Genomic DNA, 12636 nt, shown 5'->3' on the forward strand with positions numbered 1-12636 from the left:
AGCAGCAAGGCGAATGCCGCAATGGTGGATGCAACCAAAGATCGGCTGCGGTTCGAGCGAGTAGCAGTACTTTTCGCGGGCATGCTGGCTCCAAATAATCGGACAGTCGCTGCGATGCGACCAAAACACAGACGCCTCTTGGTTAATGATCGCGTGTTAATTAAACGCACACACAGAATGAACGACGCGCCAAAGCAAAGTGTCGACCGGGTAAGAACTCCAGATCAACCCGGAGAAGAGCAGGTGCGTCTCGACACTCGCTTGGCAACATTGCCCGGAAAATGCACTGTGCGGGAGGCCTCTTCAGTGGCGCTCCCGCACTTTGCTTTGATGTTCAGCTCCCCGAGTTGGACTCGAACCAACAACCTGCCGGTTAACAGCCGGCTGCTCTGCCATTGAGCTATCGGGGAAGGCAACTACGCCAGAGTAGCACGCCCCGCAAGACAAGTGAAATCGCCTCCGTCCGGCGTGTCGAACCCCACTACTGGGCATAGAGCTCTGGTCGCCGTTGACCGATCTGCATCGACGGATGCGCACTGCGATCCACACACTCCAGCTCGACCACAACCGAGTCTTCACCGCTGTCGGCAAGCTGCGCAAGCACCGAACCATCAGCGGCCACCGCACGGCTGCCGCCACAAAAATCGAATCCCGATTCGGCACCGCAGCGGTTGCTGTACGCCAGCGGCAGCGCGTTTTCAAACGCGCGAGCCCTACACGCGAGCAGATGGTCTTCGTAATACGGATGCATATTGGCGCTCCCCGCGAGAATTACCTCGGCTCCGCGCAGCGCCAGTGTGCGCGATACCTCGGGAAACTCGAGCTCGAAGCAGTTCACAATCCCGGCCCGCAGTCCGCCAATTTCCACCGGTTGGAGCTGGTCGCCCGCACTGAATGCCTCGGCCTCCCCACCGAACAGGTGGGTTTTGCGCACACTCGCCACCTGGCGGCCGTGTTCGTCGACAACGAGCATCGAGTTAAACACCCGCTCACCGTCGCCCTCGATATAGCCAAACACCGTGCCGCGCCCGGCGGCGCGGCACGCATCCGCAATTGCCGCCAGGCGTGCGTCCGCGCGCGGCAGCGCCAGCTCAGCGACGTTCGTGAGCGTATAGCCGGTCAAAAAGAGCTCCGGCAGCAGCACCACCTCGGCGCTGCTGCCGTGCACGAGCTCGATCACGCGCCGCACATTGTCATTAACAGCTCCCGGCAGCGGGGCTGCCTGCACGATTTCAACGCTCAGCTGCTGTTTCATCGACCAGCGCCCCTATCGCTAGTAGCCCCGCACCGGGTCGGCAATACCCACAAACTCACCAGTGCGCAAAAACGCTGCCACGTTCAATCGCACGCGCTCGGCAAATAGCGGCGCAACCTGCTCGGGAGTATCAGCCGTGTGCGGAGTGATCAAACAGCGGACGTTCTGCCACAGCGGATGCTCGGCAGGCAGCGGCTCGGGATCGGTCACGTCAAGCCCGGCACCATAAATCTCACCCGCATCCAGCGCCGCAGCCAGCGCATCATTATCAACCAGCGGCCCGCGACCAACGTTCACCAGCACCGCCGTCGATTTCATCGCCCGCAGTCGCTCAGCGTTAATCATGTGGCGAGTTTCGTCGGTGTTTGGCGCGGCAAGCATCACCACATCCGCATCCGGCAGCACCTCATCAAGCTCGGCAAAGGTGATCGTGCGGTCGGCACCGGGCACTTCACCGGCGCTGCGACGCACCACGGTTACCGTGCATCCAAATGGCGCGATCTGATCGATATAGGTGAGCGCAATCCCACCGGCACCAACAACCACAACGTTATTGCCGTACAGCGACAGCCCACCGTTTTTACCCCACTCGGTGGCTCGCGCCCGCTGCACCACCAGCCGCTGCATCGCAAGCGTCATCATCAGCGCGTGCTCGGCAACCGGCTGCGAATAGGCGCCCTTTGCCGAAGTAAAAATCACACCCCGCTGGGCATGCGGCACAAGCCGCTTGGCATACGCATCAATACCGGCGAATGGCAGCTGCACCCAGCCAATCTGCGGATACTGCTCGAGCGTTTCGATAAGCGTGTCGACATTGCTATACGAGGTGTAAACGATCCCGCGCGTTTCGTCGCTCAGCGGTGCAACGGTGCCGCCCGCCGCCGTAATCGCCGCATTTTCGTTTTCCTCGCGCCCGCGAACCGGCAGCACCGCAATCGGCCCGGCTTCGGGGCGCTGATCGTCGGGCAGCACGGTGGGAGCGACTGCGATGCGGGCAGCGTGCTGTTTGGCGTCAGTGGCTGAAGTCACCATTACTCCTTAACAGTTTCAGATTCGGATGCCGACTCGGCATCGGTATTAAAAAAGCGGGCGAACTCTGGTCGGTTTTCAACCAGCTGATCGCGGGCGGCCTCCTCGGCACGTTCGCGTTCATCCTCAGCGCTGAGTTCGACAAAAAGCCCCTCGACCACGCGCTCGGCCGCGGCGACCGTCTCTTTGTTGACGAGGCCCGGCAGCGGTGCCCGAGAAAATTCACGCGCATCCCGCAGCCGTCGCAAATACCCGTCGGCCGAACCACCCAGTGCCTCGTCGATGTCGCCCTGCGCGATCACCCTGCCGTCGTCCACGATCAGGATGTTTCGTGTCAGTCGTTCAATAGTGGCCAGATCATTACTGATCACAATCATGGTCAGTGCCCGGGCACGGTTGAGCCGCTCCAGCAGCGAAAACAGCGCCGGTCGCGCAATGATGTCAATACCCTGAGCGGGCTCATCGACAATCAGCACCGCCGGCTCAACTATGAGTGCCTGCGCGAACGCGACGCGTTGACGTTGACCGCGTGACAGTTCGTGCGGATAACGGTTGAGCACGCCCAGCTCGAGATCTACCGCGTCAATGAGCATGGCTGCAGCCCGCCCCAGCGCCTTGCGGTCAAAATTGCGGTCGCGGCTCAAAATCGGTTCGGCGATGTTTTCCGCAACCGTGAGATCCACACGCAACTCATTGCCCGATTCCTGCGCGAGATAGCCAACATCAAGACTCAGTCGGCGCAAATCCTCAGCGCTGGGGTTGCGCAAATCAATCCCCGCAACCTGCGCCCCGCCACCCGAAATCCACGGCCAATCAGCACCTCGGCCGAGCAAGCCCCGCCCGGAAAGCACCCGCCCCAGCGCGGTCTTACCGCTGCCAGCGGTGCCGACAATGCCGAGAATTTCACCGCGCGCCAGTTCAAAAGACACACCAGAAATCACGCGCTGGGATGCATCCGCACGTTTGCGACCATAAGAAACCGACAGATCATCGGCAATGATCGCCGTGCCGGTAGCTGCCTGAGTTGCCATGTATCGACCCTACCGGGCAGCGCCCACGCCTATCCTCAGCGTGCGCGAGTCACGCATATGCCGCCGCTATTGCTGTTCGGCGAGCGCCCGCAAATCGCGTTTGCGCTGCTCGAGTTGCACGAGCTGCTCGCTCAGCTGCCGGTGCTGCTGCGGCTCGCGTTCAATATCGGTGCGCTGCAATTCACTCATGAGCTCGGCCTTGCGGCGCAGCAGGTCGCGCTCGACAAGTGCCGCCGCAACCGAACGCACATAGGCGGTGAGCTGCTCCTCACCCGAACCGGCGGGAATTGGTGCCATTGTGAGTTCGGCCACCAGCGGCAAAAAGGTGCTCGGCACCTCCTGCTGCACCTGCGGCAGCCAATTGGTGGTGCCGAGGCTGCCGCGCGTGGCAACAATTGCGTCGCGCACGGTCTGTAGGGATGCATCCGAAAAATCAGCTGCCAAAACGGCGTCGATCTGTGCCTCGGCAAGAAGCCGCGGATACTGCAGCAGGGCGGCGAGCGCATCGCGTTCAAGCCGCGTCATCGGGTCGTTTGGTAGATCACGCAAGCGCACGGTGGGAAGCGCATACTCGCCCGAGGGTCCCATCCCCGGCTCGGCCGCTCCCCCGTACGGGTCATTCGAGCGTGGATCGGTGTGCCGCGCGGCGGCACGCACCGCGCGCTCGACCGTGTGCATGTCCATGCCGAGCCAGCCGGCGAGTTGACGCACATACTCGGGTTGTAGGGCGCGGTCTCGTATCCCCGCCACGATCGGCGCGGCCTCACGAAGCGCTGCCACCCGCCCCTCGGCGGTGCGCAGCGAGTGTCGTTGCAGCTGCTGGCGGATCACAAACTCGTACATCGGTTGCGGTTCGTCGATGAGCTCGCGCACCGCGGCTTCGCCGTGTGTCAAGCGCAGGTCGCAGGGGTCAAGACCGTCGGGAGCTACCGCCACAAATGTTTGCGCCACAAAACGGTTTTCTTCAGCAAAGGCACGCATTGCGGCCTTACGGCCAGCCTCATCCGGGTCAAAGTTAAAGATCACCCGGCCGCGATGTGATTCATCGTCCATGATCCGGCGCAAAACCTTGATGTGTTCGACACCGAACGCCGTACCACACGTGGCCACCGCGGTTGTGACGCCAGCCAGATGCGCGGCCATCACATCGGTATAGCCCTCAACCACAACCACCTCGTGCTGGCGAGCGATATCGCGCTTGGCAAGATCGAGCCCGTACAGCACCTGGGCCTTGTGATAGATGTCGGTTTCGGGAGTGTTGAGGTATTTCGGGCCCTTGTCGTCTTCCCGCAGCCGGCGCGCACCAAATCCGAGCGTCTTACCCGAGGTGTCGCGAATGGGCCACACGAGCCGGCCACGAAAGCGGTCGTAGCTTGAGCCGCGGTCGTTCGTTGAAACGAGCCCCGCTGCGCGCAGCTCATCCATTGTGAAACCCTCGCCGCGCAGCTGCTTGGTGAGCGCATCCCACGAGTTGGGCGCGTAGCCAACACCAAACCGCGTCGCAGCCTGCGGGTCAAAGCCTCGCTGCCCCAAAAAATCGCGAGCGGCCTGCGCTTCGGCGCTGCCGAGCTGGCGTTGAAAAAAGCGCTCGGCTGCCGCATTGGCTTCCAACAGCCGCACCCGGCTCGAGTGGTCGGTGGCCGGTGCCCCGCCCTCCTCATAGGTCAGCTGATAGCCGATTCGTCCCGCGAGCCGCTCCACTGCCTCGACGAACGTGACGTGGTCCATCTTTTGCAGGAAGGTGTAGACATCACCCGATTCACCGCATCCGAAGCAGTGATAAAACCCCAGCTGTGGGCGCACATGAAATGACGGCGTACGCTCATCGTGAAACGGGCACAGCCCCTTTTTTGAGCCAACACCGGCGGATTTGAGAGTGACGTAGTCGCCGACAATATCCTCGATGTTCGTCCGGGCACGAACCTGCTCGATATCGGCTTTGCTGATGCGAGCCATACGCGACAGTTTAGATGGTCGTTTCAACCGTGCCGCCGGTAATGGCGGCGTGCAGCGCCAGCGCTGACTGGTCGGTGAGTGAGGCCACCTGGTCAACGACAACGCGCCGACGCTCACGATCGTTGCCTGCGCCGCGCCATGCCTCAGCCAACGCGGGCTCGAGGTGCCGCTCGCCCGTGCGCCACAGTGATTCGAGCAGCTCGTGCAGCAGTTCACGCTGTCTCGCATACACCGGTTGCCGCACCGGCAGCGACATCACGAACCCGGCAACCGCGCCCTTGAGCAGCGCAATTTCGGCGGCAATTTCACGCGGAATAACCACATCGGCCTGATACCGCAGCAGCCGGGCCTCGGTATCATAGGCCGCGAGTGTCGCATTCGTGGCGGCCTGCGCAAACCGGCCAATGAGCTGCGAGGTGAGGTTTTTCAGTGCGGCGCTGGCAACCATCGACCCGTCAAAGTGATGCACCCAGTAGGGTTGCGCCACCAGCCGGTCAAGCGCCGCGCCGAGCTCGTCGGCGCTGAATTTGCCGCCCGACCAGTCTTCGGCGCTGAACAAAATCGCATCCCGGTTTTCGGCAAGTTCGAATTCGTGAATTGGTAGGTAGCCGGCAACTACCGCGTCTTCAAGGTCGTGCACCGAGTAGGCAATGTCGTCGCTGAGATCCATTACCTGCGCCTCGATACATTTGCGTTCGGCGGGGGCGCCGGCACGCAGCCACGTAAACACCTCTAGGTCATCGTCATAGACCCCGAATTTGCTGGTGCCGCGACGTTCAGCCGCCTCGCGGTCCCAGGGGTACTTGCAGCTGGCGTCAAGGCAGGCGCGGGTGAGGTTCAACCCAAAACTACGGCCATTCACGATCACCTTGGGCTCTAGCCGCGCGATCAAGCGCAGCGATTGGGCGTTGCCCTCAAAACCGCCGATGTCGGCCGACCACTCGGCAAGCGCCCGCTCACCATTGTGACCAAATGGCGGGTGCCCAATATCGTGGGCCAGACAGGCGGTATCGACTACATCGGGGTCGAGTGCCAGCGAACTGGCGATTTCGCGCCCCACCTGCGCAACTTCGAGCGAGTGCGTGAGCCGGTTGCGAGCAAAATCCAGACCCGTGGTGGGAGACAGCACCTGAGTTTTTTGCGCCAGGCGCCGCAGCCCCGAAGAGTGCAGGATGCGCGCCCGGTCGCGAGCGAATTCGCTGCGGCGGCGGTTTTCATGGTGTTCGGGATGAAACCGGGCCTGAGCGTGTTCGTCATAGCCGGTTTCAGGGCCGGCCAATGGGATGCGTTCCACCCTTACCCTCCCGAGTCGTCGAGTTCGGCGTCGGCGAGCCCGCAGCGCTCGGCATCAGCGAGCAGCGGTGAGTCGAGCCAGCCCTCAGGCAGGTGGGCTCGACGGGCCCGCCCGGCTCGGCCGCGCTGGCCGGTGGCGCTTTTACCCGGCCACGGTTCATCCGGCAGTTGCGCGACAAGCTCGCGCAGCTCGGCCAGTGAGTCAATCAGCGCAAACTCGCGCCGCACCTCACCGCCAACCGGGTAGCCCTTGAAGTACCAGGCGACATGCTTGCGGAAGTCTCGGCAGCCGCGGAACTCGTCTTCGAAGAACTCCACCAGCAGTTCGGCGTGGCGGATCATCGCCGCACCAACCTGCAGTAGGCCGGGCCGGATGCGTTCGGGACGCCCCGCCAGCGCCGCCTGCAGGTCACCAAACAGCCACGGCCGTCCAAGCACGCCGCGGCCAACCATGATGCCGTCGCAGCCGGTTTCAGCCATCATCCGCACACCGTCTTCGGCTTCAAAAACATCGCCGTTGCCGAGCACCGGGATCGAGGTGATGTGCTGTTTTAGCGTGGCGATCGCATCCCAATCGGCCTTACCCGAGTACTGCTGCACAAGCGTTCGACCGTGCAGCGTGACCGCCTGCATCCCGCTATCTTCGGCAATTTTTGCGGCCGTGAGATAGGTGAGGTGCGCGTCATCAATACCCTTGCGAATTTTGACCGTCACCGGGATATCGCCGGCGCGTTTGACCGCTTCACGACAGATCGACTCGAATAGATCCTGTTTCCACGGCAGCGCCGAACCGCCACCCTTGCGGGTCACTTTTGGAACCGGGCAGCCAAAGTTGAGGTCGATGTGGTCGACCCGGTCTTCATCCACAAGCTGCTGGACAGCGCGGCCCACCGTTTCGGGGTCGACACCGTACAGCTGAATGGAGCGCAGTTTTTCGCTCGGGTGGTGACGGATCAGTCGCAGCGTGGTCGGGTTGCGTTCGACAAGTGCTCGAGTGGTCACCATTTCGGTGACGTACAACCCCGCACCATATTCCTGGCACAGTCGTCGAAACGCCTCATTGGTGATGCCCGCCATTGGAGCGAGCACCACCGGTGAGGCAAGTTCAAGCGGCCCGATGCGCAGCGGCAGAGCTGAAAACTCCGTGGTTTCGGTGGTCAAGGTGGCTAGCAACCCCGCAGTCGCTCAGCCAGGTAGCCGTACAGCTCGTCAATCGCGACCCGTTCCTGCGCCATGGTGTCGCGTTCGCGCACGGTGACGGCGCGGTCGTCGAGCGAGTCAAAGTCGACGGTGACACAGTACGGGGTGCCGATCTCGTCATTGCGGCGGTAGCGGCGACCGATCGCACCGGCGTCATCGAAGTCGATGTTCCAGTTGCCGGTGCGCAGCTCCTGCGCCACTTCGCGAGCCAGCGGGGTGAGCTGCTCATTACGCGAGAGCGGCAGCACGGCCGCCTTGACGGGCGCCAGGCGCGGGTCGAGTTTGAGCACGGTGCGCTTGTCTACACCGCCCTTAGCGTTGGGAGCTTCGTCTTCGGTGTACGAATCGATGAGGAAGGCCATCAGTGAGCGGGTGAGACCGAACGAGGGTTCGATCACGAACGGGGTGTAGCGTTCGCCGGCCGCCTGGTCGAAGTAGGCGAGCTCGGTGCCCGAAGCCTTCGAGTGCGAGCCAAGGTCGAAGTCAGTGCGGTTGGCGACGCCCATCAGTTCTCCCCACTCACTGCCTTGGAAACCGAAGCGGTATTCGAAGTCGATAGTGCGTTCGCTGTAGTGGGCGCGCTCGTCTTCGGGCACGTCGAACTGGCGGATATTGTCGGGATTGATGCCGAGGTCTACGAACCAGTTCCAGCAGGCCCCCACCCAGGCATCGAAGTGCGCGGATGCATCCTCGGGCTTGACAAAATATTCGATCTCCATCTGCTCGAACTCGCGCGTACGGAAGATGAAATTACCGGGGGTGATTTCGTTGCGGAACGACTTCCCCACCTGCGCAATACCGAACGGTGGCTTGCGTCGGGCGGTGGTCACCACATTGTTGAAGTTGACGAAGATGCCCTGAGCTGTTTCGGGGCGCAGATAGTGCAGCCCCTCTTCGTCGTCGACCGGGCCGAGGTAGGTTTTCATCAGGCCCGAGAAGTTTCGCGGTTCGGTCCAGTTACCGGGCTGACCGGTTTCGGGGTCGCGGATGTCGGCAAGCCCGTTTTCGGGCTCGTGACCGTGCTTCGCCACATAGGCCTCGATGAGGTGGTCCATGCGGTAGCGCTTGTGCGTGTGCAGCGACTCAACCAGCGGGTCGGTGAAGGTTTCGACGTGACCCGACGCCTGCCACACTGCGGTGGGCAAAATAATTGACGAGTCGAGGCCCACCATGTCACCGCGGCCGCGCACAAAGGTGCGCCACCACTGCTGCTTGATGTTTTCTTTCAGCTCGACACCGAGCGGGCCATAATCCCATGCCGACCTGGATCCGCCATAAATCTCGCCCGACTGGTACACGAATCCGCGTCGCTTTGCCAGCGCGATGATCTGGTCGAGTTTCGATGCCGCCATGTTGTGGTGTCTCTCCTGAGCTGTGGCCGGGCGCCGCCGGATGCGGTGCCGGAATCGGCTCCCGCTATCCTAGCCGGCAGCGGCGCTGGCCGGGTGCAATCACTCGTTGGCGAGCTGCACGTCTCCAGCCGGGTTGTCGCCCGCAAACTCGGGCTTACGGGCAACGATGCTCGCAGCCTCCTGCCGCGCGGGTTGTTCGGTGGCCAGATGCTGCAGCTCGGGTGGGATCGCTCGGCCGAGTTTGGTCATCACCTGCGCCCACAGTTTGCCCGCCCGATACGACGAGCGCACGAGTGGCCCCGCCATCACGGCTTCAAAGCCGAGTTCGCGCGCGTAGTCAGCGAGGTCGATGAACTCCTGCGGTTTTACCCACCGGTCGATCGGATGGTGCAGCGCACTCGGGCGCAGGTACTGCGTGAGTGTCAAAATATTTACCGAATGATCACGCAGATCGCGCATCGTGGCTTCGATTTCGCCACGCTCCTCCCCCATACCGAGGATGAGATTCGACTTCGTAATCATGCCGAGTTCACTGGCGCGCGCGAGCATCTGCAGCGATCGCTCATATCGAAACGCTGGCCGAATCTGTTTAAAAATCCGCGGCACGGTTTCGAGATTGTGTGCAAACACCTCGGGAGCCGCGTCGCAGACCGCCTTGATCGGGGCATCTCCGCCACGGAAATCATCCACCAACAGTTCCACACCGGTTCCAGGGCTGAGTTCACGAATCTGTCGGCAGGTTTCGGCAAATAGCCAGGATGCACCGTCTTCGAGATCGTCACGCGCGACACCCGTCACCGTCGCATAGCGCAATCCCAACTCGCGCACAGACTCGGCGACCCGGCGCGGCTCATCCCGGTCGTAGGAGGCGGGTTTACCGGTGGCAATCTGGCAAAAGTCGCAGCGGCGGGTGCAGTGGTCGCCACCGATCAGGAAGGTGGCTTCGCGGTCTTGCCAGCACTCATAGATGTTCGGACAGCCGGCCTCCTCGCACACCGTGTGCAGCCCACCGCTGCGCGCGATACTGCGCACCTCTTGATATTGCTCACCGACGGCTGCGGTGGTGCGGATCCAGTCGGGCTTGCGTTCGATCGGAGTCTGCTGGTTCTGTGCCTCGATGCGCAGCAGCTTGCGGCCCTGCGGCTCGAGCCTGCCGAGATTAGTCGCGCTCATGCGGTTTCCTCCACTGGGACACGGAACCGTGCCAATTGTTGTTCGAGATGCGGTACGAGTCGGGCCGCAACTTCTTCGAGGGTCTGTTCTACGCCGAGATCACGCATCGAGACCACACCGGCGTCACGGATGCCGCAGGGCACGATGCGATCGAAGTCACCCAGATCAGTGGTGACGTTGAGTGCCAGTCCGTGCATGGTGGTGCGGCTGCTGAAACGCACCCCGATGGCGCAAATTTTGCGGTCGAACTGGCCGGGCCGCACGATCCAAACGCCAGTGCGCCCCTCGACACGACCGGCTGCAATGCCGTATTCGGCAAGCAGGTCAATCACCGCCTGTTCGAGCGCGCGCACATAGGCCACCACATCCTGGCGCCCGTGCACCTTGATAATCGGGTAGACAACCAGTTGCCCCGGGCCGTGATAGGTGACCGAACCGCCGCGATCGATAGGCACCACCGGCACATTTGCATCCGGAATGTCTTCGGGCTTCGTGCGACTGCCCGCCGTGTACACGGGATCAAATTCGATGAGCATGAGCGTATCGGCTGTCTCACCCGCGGCGACGCGCTCATGCAGGTTTCGCTGGCGAGCATCGACCGCCGCGTAATCGCTGCGACCTTCACTCAGTAGATTGTCGATCTGCACAACACTCGACCATAACTGTGTCAGCCAAAGAAGCCCTGATTGCTATTCGGTTTCGGGGCGATCAATCGCGCCCCCAAAGCGCCGATCGCGACCGGCATACTGTTCGATTGCCCGCCAAAGATCTTCGCGTGTGAAATCGGGCCAGAGGGTGTCGACGAACACAAATTCTGCGTAGGCCGATTGCCAGAGCAAAAAATTTGAGGTGCGCTGCTCCCCCGATGAACGCACGAACAGGTCGACATCGGGTAGATCGGGAAGATAGAGATGTTTTTGTAGCGTGCGCTCGGTTATGCGTTCGGGATTAATCCGCCCCTTCGCCGCCTCATTCGCGATCGCCCGCACCGCATCCACCAGCTCAACGCGCCCGCCATAATTGACGCACATGTTCAGGGTCATGCGGGTGTTGTTGCGGGTGAGTTCTTCGGCAGCGCGCAGATCGTTAATTACACTGCGCCACAGTTTCGGCTCCCGCCCCGCCCACTGCACTCGCACGCCCCACTCATTGAGTTGATCGCGTTGGCGCCGCAGCACCTGCCGGTTAAACCCCATCAAAAAGCGCACCTCTTCGGCCGCGCGCTTCCAGTTCTCGGTTGAAAAGGCATACACCGAGAGATGTTTGACCCCCACCTGCAGGGCGCCGGCCACCACATCCAATAGCGATTGCTCCCCCGCCCGGTGTCCCTCGGTGCGCGGTAGCCCCCGGCGGTTGGCCCAGCGACCGTTCCCATCCATCACGATCGCCACGTGCGCGGGCACCTCCGCCGCGGCGAACTCGGGCGGATACACGCCGGTCCAGTCAATCGGTTTGTATGCGGATATACCCGGCAATGACTCGTTCATCGGCTCCTCAACTTGCTCCTGTGTCAAGCCTAGTTGGCTCCGTGCCGCCGGGCGGCATCGGCAATTCTTGTGGCGCGCAGACTGTGCTCGAGATGATGTTCGGCATAGGCAATGGCAATATCACCGGCACGCTCACGCACCGCCGTATCCGCACTCAACTGCACGTGGCGGTTACCGGCAAGGAGAGCCCACAGGTGCCGCATCACATCAATATCCGCGGCCACCGTGGCACCCACCGCGATGGCACACGCGTCACACACGGCCCCGCCGGCTGAATATGAAATGCGAGCATGCGGGCCCGGCACTCCACAGCGTGCGCACTCGTTAAAACTCGGCTGCCATCCGGCAAGAGCGAGTGAGCGCAATAAATACCCGCCCATCACCAACTGCGCCGGATGATCTTGTGCGGCAAGATCACGCAGCGCACCCACCAGCAGCACCCACTGATTGGGTGCCGGGGTTTCGGTGAGCAATTGCATGGCCGACTCCACCACGACCGCGGCGGCGGTATAGGCCTCATAGTCGGCAACAATTTTTGCAGCGAGGGGATGCACGGTCACCGCCTGCGTGACCGTCTCCAAACCCGAACGGTTACGGAAATTGCGGGTGTACAGCTGCACATCCACCACATTGAACGGCTCGAGCCGGGCACCAAACTTGGATGAGGTGCGACGCACCCCGCGCGCGACAGCGCGTACCATTCCGCGCTCGCGACCAAATAGAGTAATGATGCGGTCGGCCTCACCCAGAGGCGCTGCTCGCAGCACCACGACCTCATCCGCATATACCGGCATCACACCAGTATCGCCCGCGGTCATCGCTATCGCGTTTGCCGCGCCCACCTCCCCACCAAAATCCCC

11 protein-coding genes and 1 tRNA gene are annotated in these 12636 nt (G+C 62.2%); all 12 read right to left on the reverse strand.

Annotated features, from left to right (window positions below; genetic code table 11):
• Positions 1–338 precede the first annotated feature (338 nt).
• Positions 339–410: transfer RNA gene (locus JMV54_RS01275), tRNA-Asn, on the reverse strand.
• 71 nt (positions 411–481) lie between these two features.
• On the reverse strand, positions 482–1255 hold the full coding sequence (locus JMV54_RS01280) for a nitrilase-related carbon-nitrogen hydrolase (protein ID WP_201517065.1): 774 nt from the start codon (positions 1253–1255) through the stop codon (positions 482–484).
• 18 nt (positions 1256–1273) lie between these two features.
• A complete protein-coding gene (locus JMV54_RS01285) occupies positions 1274–2287 on the reverse strand; it encodes a D-isomer specific 2-hydroxyacid dehydrogenase family protein (RefSeq protein ID WP_201517066.1) in 1014 nt (337 codons plus the stop codon).
• Positions 2287–3315: an ATP-binding cassette domain-containing protein gene (locus JMV54_RS01290; protein WP_201517067.1), complete on the reverse strand. Its 1029-nt coding sequence runs from the start codon at positions 3313–3315 to the stop codon at positions 2287–2289. Before JMV54_RS01290 ends, JMV54_RS01285 begins: the two co-directional genes overlap by 1 nt.
• A gap of 66 nt (positions 3316–3381) precedes the next feature.
• Positions 3382–5271, reverse strand: coding sequence for a DNA primase (gene dnaG, locus JMV54_RS01295; protein ID WP_201517068.1), 1890 nt, complete (start codon positions 5269–5271; stop codon positions 3382–3384).
• Positions 5272–5281: 10 nt separating this feature from the next.
• On the reverse strand, positions 5282–6556 hold the full coding sequence (locus tag JMV54_RS01300; RefSeq protein ID WP_420842073.1) for a deoxyguanosinetriphosphate triphosphohydrolase: 1275 nt from the start codon (positions 6554–6556) through the stop codon (positions 5282–5284).
• Between the two features lie 11 nt (positions 6557–6567).
• Complete coding sequence (gene dusB, locus JMV54_RS01305) at positions 6568–7725, reverse strand: tRNA dihydrouridine synthase DusB (RefSeq protein ID WP_230972701.1); 1158 nt, start codon at positions 7723–7725, stop codon at positions 6568–6570.
• Between the two features lie 5 nt (positions 7726–7730).
• On the reverse strand, positions 7731–9116 hold the full coding sequence (locus JMV54_RS01310) for a glycine--tRNA ligase (RefSeq protein WP_201517069.1): 1386 nt from the start codon (positions 9114–9116) through the stop codon (positions 7731–7733).
• 99 nt (positions 9117–9215) lie between these two features.
• Complete coding sequence (lipA, locus tag JMV54_RS01315; protein WP_201517070.1) at positions 9216–10289, reverse strand: lipoyl synthase; 1074 nt, start codon at positions 10287–10289, stop codon at positions 9216–9218.
• A complete protein-coding gene (gene lipB / locus JMV54_RS01320) occupies positions 10286–10936 on the reverse strand; it encodes a lipoyl(octanoyl) transferase LipB (RefSeq protein WP_201517071.1) in 651 nt (216 codons plus the stop codon). Before lipB ends, lipA begins: the two co-directional genes overlap by 4 nt.
• A 42-nt stretch (positions 10937–10978) precedes the next feature.
• Entirely contained in the window at positions 10979–11776 is a 798-nt protein-coding gene (locus tag JMV54_RS01325) for an isoprenyl transferase (RefSeq protein ID WP_201517072.1), read from the reverse strand.
• Positions 11777–11805: 29 nt separating this feature from the next.
• Positions 11806–12594, reverse strand: coding sequence for a DNA repair protein RecO (gene recO, locus JMV54_RS01330; protein WP_230972753.1), 789 nt, complete (start codon positions 12592–12594; stop codon positions 11806–11808).
• Positions 12595–12636 lie beyond the last annotated feature (42 nt).

This window comes from Gulosibacter hominis, assembly GCF_904842695.1.
Lineage (GTDB): Bacteria > Actinomycetota > Actinomycetes > Actinomycetales > Microbacteriaceae > Gulosibacter > Gulosibacter hominis.